This window comes from Serratia sp. BNK-23 (assembly GCF_047456145.1).
Classification (GTDB): domain Bacteria; phylum Pseudomonadota; class Gammaproteobacteria; order Enterobacterales; family Enterobacteriaceae; genus Serratia; species Serratia nematodiphila.
On record NZ_CP179900.1, the window covers coordinates 2833905 to 2851239 of the forward strand.

Annotated in this window: 17 protein-coding genes; 8 read left to right on the forward strand and 9 right to left on the reverse strand. The window is 61.1% G+C overall.

The annotated features are described in order from the left end of the window. The first annotated feature begins 12 nt into the window (after positions 1–12). The 3 genes from hutI to ACMGF9_RS13395 all read left to right on the forward strand — a co-directional run bounded on the left by hutI (position 13) and on the right by ACMGF9_RS13395 (position 3809). Entirely contained in the window at positions 13–1236 is a 1224-nt protein-coding gene (gene hutI / locus ACMGF9_RS13385) for an imidazolonepropionase (protein ID WP_004941304.1), read from the forward strand. After that, a complete protein-coding gene (gene hutG, locus ACMGF9_RS13390) occupies positions 1233–2036 on the forward strand; it encodes an N-formylglutamate deformylase (protein ID WP_004941302.1) in 804 nt (267 codons plus the stop codon). Before hutI ends, hutG begins: the two co-directional genes overlap by 4 nt. 237 nt (positions 2037–2273) lie before the next feature. Further along, a complete protein-coding gene (locus ACMGF9_RS13395; protein WP_099982221.1) occupies positions 2274–3809 on the forward strand; it encodes a serine hydrolase domain-containing protein in 1536 nt (511 codons plus the stop codon). A 3-nt stretch (positions 3810–3812) separates the two neighbouring features. On the opposite strand, the gene ACMGF9_RS13400 is transcribed toward ACMGF9_RS13395, so the two are convergent. Both ACMGF9_RS13400 and ACMGF9_RS13405 read right to left on the reverse strand, forming a co-directional pair. Continuing rightward, positions 3813–4343: a chorismate mutase gene (locus tag ACMGF9_RS13400; protein ID WP_031300507.1), complete on the reverse strand. Its 531-nt coding sequence runs from the start codon at positions 4341–4343 to the stop codon at positions 3813–3815. Positions 4344–4457: 114 nt separating this feature from the next. After that, the gene (locus ACMGF9_RS13405; protein ID WP_004941297.1) at positions 4458–4961 is read right to left on the reverse strand and encodes an anti-virulence regulator CigR family protein; all 504 of its coding nucleotides are present in this window, start codon (positions 4959–4961) and stop codon (positions 4458–4460) included. Positions 4962–5403: 442 nt separating this feature from the next. On the opposite strand from ACMGF9_RS13405, the gene ACMGF9_RS13410 reads away from it, so the two are divergent. Next, a complete protein-coding gene (locus ACMGF9_RS13410; RefSeq protein WP_031300509.1) occupies positions 5404–5583 on the forward strand; it encodes a hypothetical protein in 180 nt (59 codons plus the stop codon). A 55-nt stretch (positions 5584–5638) separates the two neighbouring features. Here ACMGF9_RS13410 and ACMGF9_RS13415 read toward each other — a convergent pair whose 3' ends face one another. The 5 genes from ACMGF9_RS13415 to ACMGF9_RS13435 all read right to left on the reverse strand — a co-directional run bounded on the left by ACMGF9_RS13415 (position 5639) and on the right by ACMGF9_RS13435 (position 11308). Further along, a complete protein-coding gene (locus ACMGF9_RS13415; protein ID WP_031300510.1) occupies positions 5639–6517 on the reverse strand; it encodes a nucleoside-specific channel-forming protein Tsx in 879 nt (292 codons plus the stop codon). Between the two features lie 362 nt (positions 6518–6879). Further along, on the reverse strand, positions 6880–7152 hold the full coding sequence (locus ACMGF9_RS13420) for a hypothetical protein (protein ID WP_004941292.1): 273 nt from the start codon (positions 7150–7152) through the stop codon (positions 6880–6882). Between the two features lie 73 nt (positions 7153–7225). Then, positions 7226–8119, reverse strand: coding sequence for an aromatic amino acid DMT transporter YddG (gene yddG / locus ACMGF9_RS13425; protein ID WP_048323071.1), 894 nt, complete (start codon positions 8117–8119; stop codon positions 7226–7228). Between the two features lie 91 nt (positions 8120–8210). After that, positions 8211–9581, reverse strand: coding sequence for an APC family permease (locus ACMGF9_RS13430; protein ID WP_015377638.1), 1371 nt, complete (start codon positions 9579–9581; stop codon positions 8211–8213). Positions 9582–9889: 308 nt separating this feature from the next. After that, positions 9890–11308, reverse strand: coding sequence for a glutamine synthetase family protein (locus ACMGF9_RS13435; RefSeq protein ID WP_015377637.1), 1419 nt, complete (start codon positions 11306–11308; stop codon positions 9890–9892). Between the two features lie 219 nt (positions 11309–11527). Here ACMGF9_RS13435 and puuD point away from each other — a divergent pair, with 219 nt between their 5' ends. From puuD to ACMGF9_RS13455, 4 genes are read left to right on the forward strand one after another with little or no spacing between them, the layout of a single operon-like run. Continuing rightward, entirely contained in the window at positions 11528–12289 is a 762-nt protein-coding gene (gene puuD / locus ACMGF9_RS13440; protein WP_004941285.1) for a gamma-glutamyl-gamma-aminobutyrate hydrolase, read from the forward strand. Next, positions 12286–12843, forward strand: coding sequence for an HTH-type transcriptional regulator PuuR (gene puuR, locus ACMGF9_RS13445; protein ID WP_414160279.1), 558 nt, complete (start codon positions 12286–12288; stop codon positions 12841–12843). Before puuD ends, puuR begins: the two co-directional genes overlap by 4 nt. A 15-nt stretch (positions 12844–12858) precedes the next feature. Continuing rightward, entirely contained in the window at positions 12859–14355 is a 1497-nt protein-coding gene (gene puuC, locus ACMGF9_RS13450; RefSeq protein WP_015377635.1) for an aldehyde dehydrogenase PuuC, read from the forward strand. Between the two features lie 11 nt (positions 14356–14366). Continuing rightward, positions 14367–15647 carry an NAD(P)/FAD-dependent oxidoreductase gene (locus ACMGF9_RS13455; RefSeq protein WP_004941279.1) on the forward strand — a complete coding sequence of 427 codons (1281 nt, stop codon included), beginning with the start codon at positions 14367–14369 and terminating at the stop codon, positions 15645–15647. Between the two features lie 43 nt (positions 15648–15690). On the opposite strand, the gene ACMGF9_RS13460 is transcribed toward ACMGF9_RS13455, so the two are convergent. Further along, complete coding sequence (locus ACMGF9_RS13460; RefSeq protein WP_015377633.1) at positions 15691–16446, reverse strand: SDR family NAD(P)-dependent oxidoreductase; 756 nt, start codon at positions 16444–16446, stop codon at positions 15691–15693. A 315-nt stretch (positions 16447–16761) separates the two neighbouring features. Continuing rightward, entirely contained in the window at positions 16762–17190 is a 429-nt protein-coding gene (locus tag ACMGF9_RS13465; protein ID WP_033633267.1) for a universal stress protein, read from the reverse strand. Positions 17191–17335 lie beyond the last annotated feature (145 nt).

Sequence of the window (17335 nt, forward strand, 5' to 3'; positions counted from 1 at the left end):
CGGAGGAAAGCAATGACGTCTGAGATCCACTGTGACAGCCTGTGGCACGGCGCCGATATCGTCACCATGCGCGACGGTAAATATCACACCCTGACCGACGGCGCGATCGCCGTACGCGACGGCAAGATTGTCTGGATTGGCGAACATGCGGCGCTGCCGCCCGATCTTATCGCGGACGAAACGGTGAAATTCGACGGCGGCATCATCACCCCCGGCTTTGTTGACTGCCACACGCACCTGGTGTTCGGCGGCAATCGCAGCGGCGAGTTCGAACAGCGGCTGAACGGCGTAAGCTACGCCGACATCGCCGCGCAGGGCGGCGGCATCATCTCCACCGTGAAAGCCACCCGCGAGGCCGACGAAGCGTTGCTGCTGGAGCAGGCGCTGTTCCGCCTGCGGCCGCTGCTGGCGGAAGGCGTCACCTGCGTGGAGATCAAATCCGGCTATGGCCTCAGCCCGGAGAGCGAACTGAAAATGCTGCGGGTGGCGCGCAAGTTGGGCGAGCTGCTGCCGGTCGAGGTGAAAACCACCTGTCTGGCGGCCCATGCGCTGCCGCCGGAATACGCCAACCGCGCCGACGACTACATCAATCTGGTCTGCGACACCATCATCCCGCAGGCGGCGGCCGCCGGTCTGGCGGATGCGGTCGACGCCTTCTGCGAGCATCTGGCGTTCTCACCGGCGCAGGTGGAGCGCGTCTTCGCCGCCGCCGAAGCCGCCGGTCTGCCGGTCAAACTGCACGCCGAACAGCTCTCCGCCCTCGGCGGCAGCACGCTGGCGGCGCGCCATCACGCGCTCTCCGCCGACCATCTCGAATACGCTACCGAGCAAGACGCCCGCGCCATGGGCGACGCCGGCACCGTGGCGGTGCTGCTGCCGGGCGCTTACTACCTGCTGCGTGAAACCCAATGCCCGCCGGTAGAGCTGTTCCGCAAACACCACGTGGCGATGGCGATCGCCAGCGACGCCAACCCCGGCACGTCGCCGGCACTGTCGCTGCGCCTGATGATCAACATGGCCTGCACGCTGTTCCGCCTGACGCCGGAAGAGGCGCTCGCGGGCGTCACCACCCACGCCGCCAAAGCGCTGGGGCTGCAGCACAGCCACGGCACGCTGGAAACCGGCAAGGTGGCGGACTTCGTTCACTGGCCGCTGTCGCGGCCGGCGGAACTGGCTTATTGGTTGGGCGGCCAGCTGCCCTGTACGGTGATTTTCCGAGGAGAAGTACGTCAATGACCATTCGCGATCCTTTTAGCTTCCAGACCGGCAGCCTGCCGCTGCTGATCAGCATCCCGCACGCCGGCACACAACTGACGCCGGCGGTCGAAGCCGGGCTGACCGACGACGCTCGCCCGCTGCCCGATACCGACTGGCACATTCCGCAGCTGTACGACTTCGCCCGGGCGATGGGCGCCAGCGTACTGGTCGGCAACTACTCGCGCTTCGTCATCGATTTGAACCGCCCGGCGGACGACAAGCCGCTGTACACCACCGCCACCACCGGCCTGTATCCCGACGTGCTGTTCGACGGTCGCCCAAGCTTCCTGCCGGGCAAAGCGCCTACGGACGAAGAACGCGCCCTCTACCTGCAGCAAATTTGGCAACCTTATCATCAGCAGCTGCAGAACGAACTGGCGCGCCTCAAAGCGCGCCACGGCTATGCGCTGCTGTTCGACGCGCACTCGATCGCCTCGGTGATCCCACGGCTGTTCGACGGCCAGCTGCCGGATCTCAATCTCGGCACCAACGGCGGTGAAAGCTGCGCCCAGGCGCTGAGCGATCGGCTGGTCGCCTGCTGCGAGCAGCAACAGCAGTACACCCACGTGCTGAATGGCCGCTTCAAGGGCGGTTATATCACCCGCGCCTATGGTCAACCGCAGCAGCAACAGCATGCGATCCAGCTCGAACTGGCGCAGGTCAACTACATGTCCGAACAGTATCCTTTTGCGTTCGAGCCCCAGCGCGCCGCCTCGCTGCAGCGCCTGCTCAAGCAGATGATTGAAAGCCTGTTGGACGGTGCCGCCAGACTGAATTGATCCCCCTTTACAGGCGCCGCCGGGCGCCTGTTTTTCTCCTGCCTCTAACCGCAACGCCAGCAGCAATCTGCGCGCTATATCAAAGTTTCGCGTGATTCCCCGCTAGCTGGTCTAAACAGCGCACAAAACGGCGGCCGACGAAAAACGCACTGCGCCACAATCAGCCCAAAAGCCCGCGCTCAGCGCCGGGCGGCGTGTGGCCGAGCTGGCCCGTTTCGAATACTCTCTGGAGGCCCTATGTCTGTAACACCGTTAAACTGGCGCGCTGCCGGCGCCTTGGCCGAACAACTGCTGGCCGGCTGGCAACGGCATGGCGAACCCGGCGGCGCCATCACCCTGTTTGACGCCCAACAACGCCGCGCCACCGCCTGCGCCGGCCTGGCCGATCTGGCGCAGAACACCCCCTTCACCGCCGACAGCGTGGTGCGTTATGCCTCAGTGACCAAGCATATCTTCGCCGCGCTGGCGCTGAACGCCACCGAGCGCGCCATTCGGCTGGAGCAACGCCTGGGTGAACTGCTCCCCGCCCTGCAGCCCGCGTTGGCGAACGTTACCGTCGGCCAGGCGCTGGACATGACCGGCGGCCTGCCCGACGTGCGCGAGACGCTCGGCCTGCTGGGCATCTCGCTGCACGCCGTCAGCGAGGCGCAGCCGGTGATGCAGTTCGTCGAGGGGCTGGAGAAATTGAACTACGAAGCCGGCAGCGAGATCGCCTACAGCAATACCGGCTATCGGCTGCTGGAGGCCGCGCTGCGCAGCAAAGGGTATGATTTCGACCAACTGGTGCAACAGCACATCGCCCGGCCGCTGCAGGTGCAGATGCGGGCGCCGGAAAGCTGGTTCGACGTAGTGCCGGGGTTGGTGCCGGGTTACTGGCGTGCGCCGCAGGGCTGGCAACACGCCAGCGCCGGCCTACACCTTTCCGCCTCCGGCAGCCTGACCGGCAGCCTCAACGCCCTCACCCGCTGGTTGCAGACGCTGCTGGCCGACGAGGGCCCCGGCCAAGGCGTGCTGGCGCAACTCGGCGCACCGCGCCGCCTTAATCAGGGCCAGCTCAGCGCCTATGGCCTGGGTCTGGCGCAAACCCCGCTGGGCCGCCGCCGCTTACTCGGCCACGGCGGTTCCCACGCCGGTTACAAAACCTATTTCCTGCTGGCGCCCGACCGTCAGGCCGGCGTCGCGCTGGTGGCCAACCGCGAAGACTGCGACAGCTTCGGCATGGTCTTACAGGTGATGGCGACGCTGCTGGGCGAACCGTTGCCGCAGCGCAGCGCGGCGATCCCCGATGGCCTCTATGCCACCCTGGCCGAGCCGCACTGGCTGGAGGTCAAAGACGGCAATCTGGCCTATCTGGGCAGCGGTGAGCCGCTGTATCAGGGCGAGGATGGGTACGCGGTGTCGCTGTCCGCCCATATGCCGATCAAATTGAAATGGACCGGTGAAGCGATCGAGGGCGAAGTCGGGCATGTGGCGCGCCGTTTCCTGCCGGTCACGGCCAACGGCGACTGCCTGAAGCATGTGCAGGGGCTGTGGTATCACCCGCACTATCGCACCGCCTTTGAAATTCGCGGCAATCGGGTGCATATCGGCGTCGGCCCGGCGGCGCAGACCGGCACGCTCAGCCCGCTCGGCCAGGGCCGCATGCTGGTGGAGTGCCAGGACGGCCCGTGGTTAAAACGCTTTTGCCTCTATTTTCGCGGTTACAACGTGGATCTCATCGCCAACCGCAGCCGGATGCTGACCTTCCGCCGCAGCACCGTCGGCCGCGACTGACGCTCAGCGTGCGCTGCCGGTTTTGACCGCCAGCAGCGCATCCGCCAGCCGCCGTTTGTCGGCGTCGCTGAGATTCACCTGATCCACCGACGCCATAAACGCCGCCCGATCCGCCTCGCCGAGCGGGCCGGCACGCAGCCGCTCCGCCAACCGTTGCAATATCTGGCTGCTCAGTTGCGCGATCTGCGGGCGCACCTGCGCCAACGGGCGCGGCTCCCAGCCGGATCCCGGGTTCGCCAACCAGTCGGCGCGATAGCGGTACTGAATCGCCTTGGCGGCGTCCATCTGCGCGGTGATAAAAGGCCGTACCGACGCCGGCTCCAGCCCCAAACGCCCCGCCTCCGCCTGCGCGCTGGCCAACACCTTCGCCTCCTGCGCCAGATCTTCGATCGGTAAATGCTGCTGCGCCTTGTAACCGGCAACGTCTTTCATCAACGACAGCCGTTGGTTCACCAGCTCGCCGATGGCGGCGGCGCCGCCCGCCAACGCGGGAAAACTGGTCAAACAGCAGGCTATCAATAACGCCCTGAACATGGCGCCTCCCTTATGATGCAGTGAAAACGTAAGGCCCAAAGTTCACCACGTCCGCCCCGCGCTGGCAAATAAAAAGGCCCCGCCGCAGCGAGGCCCGATAACGCTCGACAAACGTTAGTCGAAAACGCCATTGATCACGGAGGCCACAATCGCGGTGCTGAGTGCGACCAGCACCAGATCGTCGCCGGCGATACGCCACTCATAACCCGGGTACTGCGGCAACTCACGCAGCATCGAGTAAGGCACCACTTTTTTGGCGATACCCGGCGGCAGCGGTTTACCGCGCGCCAGATTTTTGGCGATGCCCGGTGGCAGCGAGCTGTAGCCGGTCAGGCCATAGTTGTGCGCCAGCGAACGGGCGCGGTCGCGCGAGAGGCTGACGGATACCAGATTATCGTCGTTCCTATAGCCGCCTTTATCTTTATTGCCTTTGTTGCCGTGATTGCCGTTGTTACCGTTGTTGCCATGGTTACCGTTATTGCCGTGATTGCCGCTGTTGCCATGGCCGTTTCCGTTGCCGTTACCATTGCCGCCTTTGTCGGCCAAGGCCGGGGCGGATGACAACCCCAGCGATGCAATCAGCGCCAACACCGTGAGAGTCGTACGACGTTTGTTCATGTTGTGTATTCCTGCGTGGGTGACTCTGTTGACTATAGCTGGCCTTTTCCAGACAAAGTATAAGGAAAACTCCGAGATGACAGTGCGGTTTTACGGCATTCGCGCCACTCTCTTGTTTTAACGCAAAATGCCTCGAAAATGCCGATGCTTGTCTCAGATTTTTCTTGAAGAAAAATAAGCCTTACGCTAGCGTGGGAAGGTAACAAAAAAGAGTTAGCGTGCTCTTTTTCGTCGCACCTCAAATCTTATTCTTATCATCCGTAATGATAATAGCGAACATTTCCCGCCTCTCCGTGCGGGATTCTTTTTCCCGCCGCTGTCGCCCCAATCTGGTGCTTTATGTTGAGATTTCGTTGCCGATAATTTACATTCGCTGTCTGAGAAACCTCAACCTCCCGCGGTGGCCAGGCTGGCAACGGGTGGGCGTTCAGGAGCAAAAGACGTGCAAATGACCCTCATGGAATACATCACTCGGCACTTTAACGGCGATCTTCATCAGTACGCGCAGTCGGAAGGCGTCAGCCGTGAACAAATCATTAGTTGGATAAATAATGAATGTCACGTGATCAAAGGCAGACTGTTTATGCCGGTGAAGCATCTCCCGGTTGAACAAGCCCAGTGATGACGAAAAAAAAACCCCGCCAGGCGGGGTTTTCTGTTTCTGATAGCACGGAAAATCAGAAGTTATAGCCGACCACGAGGTAATAACCCCAACCGGTAGACTTGATCGGGCCCTGCGGGGTGCCGATATCCGCGCCATCCTGCCACTGACCGCCGTTATGGAAATAACGCGCCACGAAAGAATAGTGCCAGTGATCGTAGTTCAGCGCCAAAATATGGCTGGAGGCGATAGAGTTGCCGGTGCGCACCTGTTTGCCGTTGATCGCGTTACCACTGTCCTTGCCCAGATCGGAACCGAAGTCGAAGTTGGTGAAGCCGATGTAGCTCAGGTTGCCGCCCCACACCTGGGTCAGCGGTACGAAGTATTTCACCTTGAAGCGGTAACCGTCCCAGCTGTTCTCGTTGGCAGCCTGGTAGTTTTCCCACTGGTATTTGGCATAGATGTTCATCGACAGGCTCATCGGCAGGCCGGTGTCGATATCGGTGCCCAGACCCATGTACCAGGTGTTTTGACGGCCGTCGGCGTTGTGGCCCAGATCATAGATGTAGTTGTTGGCGAAGTACCACTCTTTGAACGGACCGAAGCTCAGATCGGTGCCGGTCAGTTTGTCGATGGAGAAACGTGGTTCAATCTCCATAAACAGTGGGGAGCCTTTGTCCCAGATACCGCGATCCGGGGTGTTGCCTACGCCGAAGAACTTCGGCACGTCAACGTAACCGTAGAAATCGAACCAGTCTTTCTTGGCGAAGGCTTCGTATTCGAGATACACATCGTTATTCAGCTGCGGCCCGAAACGGGTGTGGTAGCTGCCCACCACGTTAACGCTCTGGTGCCACCAGTCGGAGACATATTGACTGTCTTTGCTATCAGCCATTGATGATGCACTGTAAGACGCTGCGAGCAGTACACCTGCTGCGAGAGCTATTTTTTTCATTTTATTACCACATGCTTAAAGGGCCATTTCCTGCCCGTTTAGAAAAGATGACAATGAGTCTGCCGACACCTGGCGTTGTCTTCACACAGAAACTCGGATGACGCGCGCATTATAGAAACCACTGACTGTAAGAATCTGTGATCCAGTTACGCATTTCGCGAATAGGTAATCGATTGCGTTCACATTTGTCAAATTATGTTTCATGCAAATTCACATTCGCTGTGATTTTTGTCATGCACCGCGTTTTTTAGCGCAGTTTTTGAGCCAAATGACATCAGGGCGTCATCACGAGGTGGAAAAGAAAAAGCCGACGCGCCAGCGCCGGCCTTCATCAGCATCAGGAGAAAGTACGGAACGTGAAATCAGTTCACCGCCGGCACCGCTTTGGCGATGTTTTCCTGGCGGAACGCCACCTCTTCACCGTTTTTCACCTCCCAACTGGCGACCGGAATATCGGTCTTGGGCGCCGCCGCGACGACCGAGCCGTAAATCAGCTTGTCGTCGCGACGCAAAATATAAACGTCGAGCTGATATTCATGTCGCAAATTCGCCGTGGTCAGGCGAACGGTATCGCCGCGCTCATAGTGATGCACGTCGATTTCAGGCTGTTGAATAAATTGAATGTCGCTTCTCATCGTCGTCGTTCCTTCAGGCAACATGGCTAGTTAAATTCTAGTTCAACATTGCGACGACAGCGGATAATTTCCGTTAATTTCCGCGAGTTGCCCGCCAACAGATCAGCGAACCGAGAGTGACCATCGCCACGCCCTGCCAGAAATTGACGGTCAGCGAGGTGTGCAACACCAACGCGGCGAACACCGCCGACAGCACCGGGGTAAAATAGGAGACGGTGGCCAGCAGCGTCATGTTGCCGTGCAAGATGCCGACGTTCCAGGCGGCATACCCCGCCCCCATCGCCACCCCGGCGCACAGCAGCGTTACGGTCACGCCGAGGCTGAACTGCATGCCGCTTTCCGCGCTGAAGGCATACTTCAGCCACAGCGCCAGCGCGGTCAGCACGATGAACAGCACCACGCCGTTGCTGCCCTGGGCGATCTTCTTGGTCAGGTTGCAATACAGCGCCCAGATCACCGCGCCGCTGAAGGCCAGCGCGTAGCTGAGCGGGTTGCTGCGCACGTTGGCCAGCATCTGCGCCGGCGACCAGCCGCCCTCACCACTCATGATCCAACCGATGCCGAACAGCGACAGCAGCAGCCCCGGCAGCAGCCACCATTTCGCTCTTTGGCCGTTAAGCGCCAACGCCATCAGCACGGTGAAACAGGGCCACAGGTAGTTGATCATGCCCACTTCTATCGCCTGCAGGCGGGTATTGGCGTAGCCGAGCGACAGCGACAGGCAGATCTCGTAACTGACGAACAGCAGGCTGCCGACGATGAGATAAGGCCGCGGAAAGCTGCGCCATTTCGGCACGCCGAGCGCCACCAGCAAAAACACCGCGCTGACGCTGTAGATCATCGCCGCGCCGCCGATCGGCCCCAGCCCTTCGCTGACGCTGCGGATCAGGCCGACGACGCTGCTCCACAGCACGATGGCCAACAAACCGAGCAGCGTGGCGCGGGTACGCAAGGGCAAAGCGGGCATAAGGCAGGTCCAATAGGTTATTTTTTATCAGTTTTTTCACTCTACTGCCGCACGCGCCAAAAAGAAAGGCGGGAAACTCCCGCCTGTGAATTTATTGCTGCGGTTGCCGCTCCAACTGCGGCGGCGGCTGACGAAAACGTCGGGTCAGCCAGGCCAAATAGCCGAAACCCAGCGTCGCCCAGATAAGCCCCATGGTCAGCGAGCTCTTCTCCAGGTTCAGCCACAGCACCCCCACCGTCAACGCACCCACCAGCGGCAGGAACAGGAAGTTGAAGCGATCCTTCCAGCTTTTGTTGCGCCCTTCGCGAATAAAGAAGTGGCTGATCACCGACAGGTTAACGAAGGTAAAGGCCACCAGCGCGCCAAAGTTGATCAGCGCCGTAGCGGTCACCAGATCGAACGACAGCGCCGACAACGCCACCAGCCCGACCATCAGTACGTTCAGCGCCGGCGTGCGCCATTTGGGGTGGATATAGCCGAAGAATTTCTCCGGGAACACGTTGTCACGCCCCATCACATACAGCAGGCGCGACACGCTGGCGTGCGACGCCAGGCCGGAAGCCAACGTGTTGATAAAGGTCACGCACAGGAAGATCGACTGGAACAGCTTGCCGCCGACGTACAGCGCGATCTCCGGCAGCGCGGCGTCGGGTTGGTGAAAGCGTTGAATGGTCGGGAAAAACAGCTGGATAAAGAACGAAACGCTAATAAAGATCACCCCGCCGTACAGCGCAGTCAGGAAGATGGCGCGCGGAATAACCTTGGCGGCGTCGGGCGTCTCCTCGCACAGCGTGGTGACCGCGTCAAAACCGAGGAACGAGAAGCACAGGATAGTCGCGCCGGTAATGATCGGCAGCAGGTGGGCATTCTCGCTGAGGAACGGCCGCAGGCTCCACACCGTGCCCATCCCCTCGCCGTTGTGCAGGCCGCGCACCACCAGGTAGATAAATACCAGAATGATCGCCACCTGCGCCAGCACGAACAGGGTATTGAAGTTGGCCACCAGATTGACGCTTTTCAGGTTGATGGCGGTGATCAGGATAACGAAGCCCACCACCCACACCCAGGGCGGCACTTCCGGGAACAGCGCGGTCAGGTAAATCTTCGCCAGCAGCGTGTTGATCATCGGCAGGAACAGATAATCCAGCAGCGACGACCACCCCACCAGAAAACCGACGTGCGGGTTGATCGCCTTCTGCGCATAGGTGTAGGCAGAGCCGGCGGTAGGAAACTGGCGCACCAGTTTGCCGTAGCTGATGGCGGTGAACAACACGCCGGCCAGCGCCAGCAAATAGGAGGTCGGCACATGGCCGTCGGTGAGGCCGGAGACAATGCCGAAGGTGTCGAACACTGTCATCGGGGTCAGATAGGCCAGGCCCATCATCACCACCTGCCACAGCTTGAGGGATTTGCGCAGCTGCGGTTTGCCCGCCGGGCCGCTGTCGATGGCTTTAGTCGTCATGGCAGTTCCCCTTTTGGTCCTCTGCTGTCAACCGTGCAACGTCATTCAGAGAGGCCGCGGGGAAACTGCTGTTCAGGCGGCGGGAAAAACGGTTTGGGGTCACTGTCGGACGGCCGGCGACCGGCCCGTAGGCACTGCGGCACAGGCAGACGCCTGCGCATGGGGATGACTGAGTCATGGTTATTTCCTCGTCGGCGTCCTGTACGCCGTGATAGAAGAAATTCTGTACCGCAGCGCGCAGCCTCACCGGCCACAGGAGAGCCGATGAAATGCGCCGGACGCGCGCGGTAGTCGTTAGGTGAGCGGGATCAGGCGTTTTTCAGCATCCACTCGATTTCGGTTTCGGTGATCAGGCGCTCGAACTGCACCAGCTCGTCGGTTTTGCAGGCCAGGTAGACATGGCTGAAGCGTTCGCCCAGCAATGCATTGAGCACCGGCTGATGCTCAAACTCGTACAGCGCGTCGCTCTGGCGGATTGGGAACGGCAGCCCGTCCTGCTCCAGCCCGTTGCCGGTCACCGGCTCAGGCAGCGGCAATGCGGTTTCCAGGCCGTAGACGATGCCGGCCAGAATGGTCGCCATCACCAGATAAGGGTTGGCGTCGGCGCCCGCCACGCGATACTCCACGCGGTGGTTGTCGCGATCGCCGCAGGGAATGCGCAGCGCCACGGTGCGGTTGTTATGCCCCCAGGAAGCCTGGGTCGGCACATACATGCCGGGCTGGAAACGGCGATAGGCGTTGACATTCGGCGCCAGCAGCGCCATCGAGGACGGCATCAGGGCGATCATGCCCGCCAACGCCTGTTTCAGCAGCGCCGAATCTTCGCCGTCGTCGTCGGCGAACACATTGTCGCCTTGCGCATTCAGCATGCTGATGTGCACGTGCATGCCGCTGCCGGCGTGCTCTTCATACGGTTTGGCCATAAAGGTGGCTTGCATGTTGTGGTTCTCGGCCACCATGCGCACCAACCGTTTCAGCGCCAGCGCATGGTCGCAGGCCTGCAGCACATCATCGGTATGGTGCAGGTTGACTTCGAACTGCCCCGGCGACGCCTCCGCCACCGCGCCGTCCGCCGGAATGCCCTGCAAACGGGCCAGCTCGTCGATTTCGCTCAGCACATCGGCGAAATGGTTCAGGTTATCGACGGAGTACACCTGGCTTTGGGTGTTGCGCTCCTGGGTTCCCGGCGCGCAAGGCGGCTGCAGATAGCCCTCCGCATCGCGTTGACGATCGATGAGATAGAACTCCAACTCTACCGCTACCACGGGGGAAAGCCCGCGCTGACGCAAACGCTGCCACACTCGGTTCAGCACATTGCGCGGTTCAACGTCAAAGGGAGTGCCATCTTCATCCAGCATGGTGAGCAGCACCTGCGCGATATATTGCGGGTCCGCCGCCGACGGCGTCAGCGTGCCCGGCACCGGCACGCACACGTGATCCGGCTCGCCCAACTCCTGCCCCAGCCCGGCCTCTTCTACGACGTTGCCGAGAATATCCATCGCAAATACCGACGCCGGGAAGTAACAGCCTTTTTCCAGCTTATTCAGACCGCCGACCGGGATGCGTTTACCGCGGAAGCTGCCGTTCAGATCGGTCAACAGGACGTCGACATGTTGGGTTAACGGATAACGTTCCAGGTACTTCTTCACTTCGCGCTGGAACGCGCTACTTCGTCTCTCTTCACTGTGCTGAACAAAGTTTTCCACTTCTACGATGTTGGTCTGCATGGTTCACCCGCCGTTTGTGTTTTGCTGTCGTCGATGTTTATTGACCGTCTTGTTCAATATAATGCCCACAAATGAAACGTAGATGAAACAAATTTGTTTTGCAAGTGTTACTTCTGGTTTGAATATTGCCCAATCGACTGCTAGATTTATAGAATATTGAACGAAATCGGCGGTGGAGAAGCTTATCGTTCATAATTTCGAACGTACCAAGGGGATAGTATGGACAATATATTTAACAGACCAGTCATCGGCGTCGTCATGTGCAGGTATAGGTTAAACGGGCACCTCACACAGACCTTGCAAGAAAAGTACCTGAATGCCGTTATCACCGCCGGCGGCTTGCCGATCGCCCTGCCGCACGCGCTGGCGGAGCCGGAAATGCTGGCGGAACTGTTGCCGCGCCTCGACGGCATTTTGCTGCCGGGCAGCCCCAGTAATGTGCAGCCGCACCTTTATGGTGAAAACGGCGATGAGCCTGACGCCGATCCTGGCCGAGACGCGTTGAGCCTGGCGCTGCTCCGCCAGGCGTTCGACAGGCGCATTCCCCTTTTCGCCATTTGCCGCGGCATGCAGGAGATGGTGGTCGCCACCCAAGGCACCCTGCATCGCCGCCTGTACGAACTGCCCGAGCTGCTGGAGCATCGTGAAGATCACGACCTGCCGCTGGAACAGCAATACGCCCCCGCCCATGAAGTCATCGTTCAGGAAGGGGGGCTACTTTCGCAACTGATACCGGATTGCAACAGATTCTGGGTGAACTCGCTGCACGGCCAGGGCGCCAAAACCCTGGGCGCGAGCGTTCGCATCGAGGCGCACGCCGCCGACGGACTGGTGGAGGCGATCAGCGTGCGCGATCAGCCCTTCGCGCTCGGCGTGCAGTGGCACCCGGAGTGGAACAGTGACGAGTACGCCCTGTCGCGCCTGTTGTTTGATGGTTTCATCACCGCCTGTCGGAACTATCAAAAGGAAAAACGCCCATGAGCGACGTCAGCTTGGCACCGGGAAAACGTCTGTCGCAGATCCGTCAACAATTGGGGTTGTCGCAGCGCCGGGTCGCCGAACTGTCTGGGTTAACCCACAGCGCCATCAGTACTATCGAGCAAGATAAGGTCAGCCCGGCCATCAGCACGCTGCAAAAGCTGCTGACGGTATACGGTCTGTCGCTGTCGGCGTTTTTCGCCGAGCCGGAAAAACCGGCGCAGCCGCAGATCGTGATAGGCAGTGACGATCTGATCGAAATCGGCAGCCAGGGCGTTTCGATGAAGCTGATCCACAACGGCGATCCGAACCGCACGCTGGCAATGATGATCGAGACCTACGAACCGGGCACCACCACCGGCGAGCGCATCAAACACCAAGGGGAAGAGATCGGCACGCTGCTGGAGGGCGAAGTGGTGCTGCAGGTCAACGGCCAGAACTATCACCTGCTGGCCGGGCAGAGCTACGCCATCAATACCGGCATTCCCCACAGCTTCAGCAACACGTCGGCGCGCATTTGCCGGATTATCAGCGCCCATACGCCGACGACATTCTGATCAACGGAGCCAAGCATGAACTTTCACCATTTGCAGTATTGGCAACAACGGGCGCAGGCCCTGAAGATTGAGCACCAGCTGTTTATCGACGGCCGCTACCAACCGGCCGCCGCGGGGAAGCGTTTCGCCGTGGAAGATCCCGCCGGCCGCCGTGAGCTGGCGCAGGTCGCGCGCGGTGAAGCCGCCGACATCGATCGGGCGGTCAGCGCGGCGCGCGCCGCCTTTGAACGCGGCGACTGGGCGCAGGCCGCGCCGGCGCAACGCAAAGCCACGCTGCTGCGCTTCGCCGATCTGATGGAGCAGCATCACGAAGAGCTGGCGCTGCTGGAAACGCTGGACACCGGCAAACCGATTCGCCACAGCCTGCGCGACGACGTGCCGGGCGCTATCCGCTGCATCCGCTGGTACGCCGAAGCGATCGATAAGGTGTACGGCGAAATCGCCCCCACCGGCCGCGATGCGCTGGCGCTGATCGAGCGCGAACCGATCGGCGTGGTCGGCGCCATCGTGCCCTGGAACTTCCCGCTGCTGCTGGCCTGCTGGAAGCTCGGCCCGGCGCTGGCCGCCGGCAACAGTGTGGTGCTCAAACCCTCCGAAAAATCGCCGCTGAGCGCCATCCTGCTCGGCAAACTGGCGCAACAGGCCGGGTTGCCGGACGGCGTGCTGAACGTGGTGCCCGGCTATGGCCACGACGCCGGCAAGGCGCTGGCGCTGCACCGCGACGTCGATGTCCTCACCTTTACCGGCTCTACGCTGGTGGCGAAACAGCTGATGATTTACGCCGGCGAATCGAACATGAAGCGCGTCTGGCTGGAGGCCGGCGGCAAAAGCGCCAACATCGTCTTTGCCGACTGCCCGGATCTGGATCAGGCCGCCCGCAGCGCCGCCGCCGGCATCTTCTATAATCAGGGGCAGGTGTGCATCGCCGGCACTCGCCTGCTGGTCGAAGCGAGCATTGAGCAAGCGTTCCTGCAGGCGCTGCGCAAACATGCGGCGGCCTTCATCCCCGGCGACCCGCTCGATCCCGCCACGGTGATGGGCACGCTGATCGACAGCGGCCACTGCGAGAAAGTGGCCGGCTATATCGAGCGGGGGCTGAGCCAGGGCGCCGCACTGTTCCTCGACGGGCGCGACCATCCACAGGGCGACCACGCCGGCTATCTGGGGCCGACCATCCTCACCCAGGTGGACAATGCCATGAGCGTGGCGCGCGATGAAATCTTCGGCCCGGTGTTGGCGGTGACCGCCTTCGACGACGAGCAACAGGCGCTGCAGCTGGCCAACGACAGCGACTACGGCCTCGGCGCCGCGGTCTGGACCCGCGATCTGGCGCGCGCGCACCGCATGGCGCGCCAGCTGAAAGCCGGCACGGTGTTCGTCAACAACTACAATGACGGTGACATGACCGTGCCGTTCGGCGGCTATAAGCAGAGCGGCAACGGCCGCGACAAATCGCTGCACGCGCTGGACAAATTCACCGAATTGAAAACCACCTGGATCTCGCTGGAATAAGGGCTTCTCTCATGACTGAACACGTAAAAAGCTACTATGCGGCCACGGCCAACGCTCATCAGCCCTATCCGCAATTGAATGAATCTCTCGAGTGCGACGTCTGCGTGATCGGCGGCGGCTATACCGGCCTCTCCTCCGCGCTGTTCCTGGTGGAAGCCGGTTACGACGTGGTGGTGCTGGAAGCGGCGCGCATCGGTTTCGGCGCCAGCGGCCGCAACGGCGGCCAGTTGGTCAACTCTTACAGCCGCGACATCGATGTGATCGAGGAGCGCTACGGCGCGGAAAGCGCCCGCCTGCTCGGCAGCATGATGTTTGAAGGCGCGGAGATCATTCGCAGCCGCATCAGCCGCTACGCCATCGACTGCGACTACCGCCCCGGCGGCATCTTCGCCGCCCTGAACAACAAGCAGTTCCATGCGCTGATCGAGCAAAAGCGCAACTGGGAGCGCTACGGCAATACCCAGCTCGAGCTGCTCGATGCGGACCGGGTGCGCCAGGAGGTCGCCAGCGATCGCTATGTCGGCGCGCTGCTCGATCACAGCGGCGGCCACATCCATCCGCTCAATCTGGCGCTGGGCGAGGCCGAGGCGATTCGCCTGCAGGGCGGGCGCATCTTCGAGCAATCGGCGGTGACGAACATCCGCCACGGCGAACCGGCGCTCATCAGCACCGCCAACGGCCAGGTGAAGGCGCGCTTCGTCATCGTCGCCGGCAACGCCTACCTGGGCGACAAGCTGGAGCCGCGGCTGGCCAAACGCAGCATGCCGTGCGGCACTCAGGTGGTGACCACCGAACCGTTGGCGCCGGAGATCGCGCAGGCGCTGATCCCGCAGAATTACTGCGTGGAAGACTGTAACTACCTGCTGGATTACTACCGCATCACCGCCGATCATCGCCTGCTGTACGGCGGCGGCGTGGTGTACGGCGCGCGCGATCCGGACGACATCGACAACCTGATCCGGCCAAAGCTGCTGAAGACCTTCCCGCAGCTGAAAGGGGTGCGTATCGACTATCGTTGGACCGGCAACTTCCTGCTGACGCTGTCGCGCATGCCGCAGTTCGGCCGGCTGGAGAATAACGTGTACTACATGCAGGGCTACAGCGGCCACGGCGTGACCTGCACCCATCTGGCGGGCAAGCTGATCGCCGAGCTGATGCGCGGCGACGCCGAACGCTTCGACGCCTTCGCCAAACTGCCGCACCTGCCGTTCTTCGGCGGGCGCAATCTGCAGATCCCGTTCACCGCCATCGGCGCGGCCTACTACACGCTGCGCGACCGCATCGGCGTCTAAAACAGCAGGCCCGGTCATCATGGCCGGGCCTGTGCGTTAACGCTTAGACGATCTTCGGTTGGCCGTCCGAGGCGGTCGCCCCGCCATCGACCGGAATGTTGGCGCCATTGATAAAGCTGGCGTCGTCGCTGGCCAGGAACGCCATCACCGCCGCCACTTCTTCCGGCTCCGCCGCACGCCCCAGCGCGATGCGCTCATTGAACTTGTCGCGGATCTCCTGCGGCCAGCCGTTGGTCATGTTGGTTTTGACCAGGCTCGGGCAGACCGAGTTGATGCGCACGCCGTCACCGCCGTGATCGAGCGCCATGGCGCGCGTCAGATTGACCACCGCGCCTTTCGCCGCGCAGTAATAGGCCGCGCCCCAGTCACCGCCCAGGCCGGACACCGACGCGGTATTGACGATGCAGCCCTTGGTCTTCAGCAGGTGCGGCAAGGCGAATTTGGAGCAGAACACCACGCCGTCGATATCGACCCCGGCGATGCGACGCCAGTCGTCGATGCTGGTTTCCAGCACGCTGCCCGCCACGTGTACGCCGGCGTTGTTCAGCAGGACGTCGATGCGGCCCAGTTTTTCCGCCACCTCGTTCATCATTTTTTCAACCGCGACGTGATCGGACACATCGATATGCACCGCCATCGCCCGGCCCTGCGGCAGCGAAGCGGCGACCTTGTCCACCGCTTCCTTGGCCCAGTCGGCCAGCACCACGATCGCGCCCTCGGCGGAGAAACGCCGCGCCGCCGCTTCCCCCATGCCATTGCCCGCACCGGTGATAACCACGACTTTATTGTCAAAACGCATGAGACCTCCTCCATGTGAACGTATTTATATAAGTCATACAAATCTCATTACCCCGAGGATAAGACGCCTCTTCGCGGAGAGCCAGTCAAAACGTGCGGTTTATTAACCAAAAGGAGGTATGACAGTGATTTCAATGCGCTGGATTAACCTTTATCGGATTTTGGCCAACATATTGATGGAAAAAATAAAATTCCAGGCAGTCACTATTTTTCGGGCGGATTGTCAGCAAGCGGAATTATTGCAGGTATGCGGTTATCTTCACCCAGAGATAAGCGATGCGAATGGAAAACGGCAGCCGCCCGTCGGCGGCCGCGACTATTTTTTCTCGATGGGAACAACCAGCAGATCAACGTTCAGCTCGTTGATCGCCTGACGCGCCGAAGAGACCAGTCGGCTCCAGACATCATGATGGTGGCCGAAGATCACCAGATCGAACCCTTTTTCCTTCGCCACCCGGTTCAGCTCTTCCGTCAACGCGCCGCGGCTGACGATCACCTCTTCCACCGGATACGACGACTGCCCTTTGATCGCATTGAGCATATTCTTCACCCGCTCCGAAAAGGTGCGATCGGTGTAGTTGTAATCGCCCACGCCCAGATCGACGTAATAGCCGGCGCGGTGGATGTCGATATAGATCAGGGAAAGTTTGGCATTGAGCGCGGCGGCCAGTCTGGCGCCCTTGCCCAGCAGGAACTCGGCGTCTTCGCTGAGATCCGTGGCGACAACGATATGCCGGTAAGCCATGATGGCGGCCCTCCTCGTCAGATCCGTAAACAGGATGGCGCTCCTTGCCGCATGTTTCTTATGCATCTTAAGTTTAGCCCAGCGCCGGTTCCCTCGCCTGCCCCCTCGGCAAACGGTCGACGAGCGCCATCGCCTCGGTGCCCCA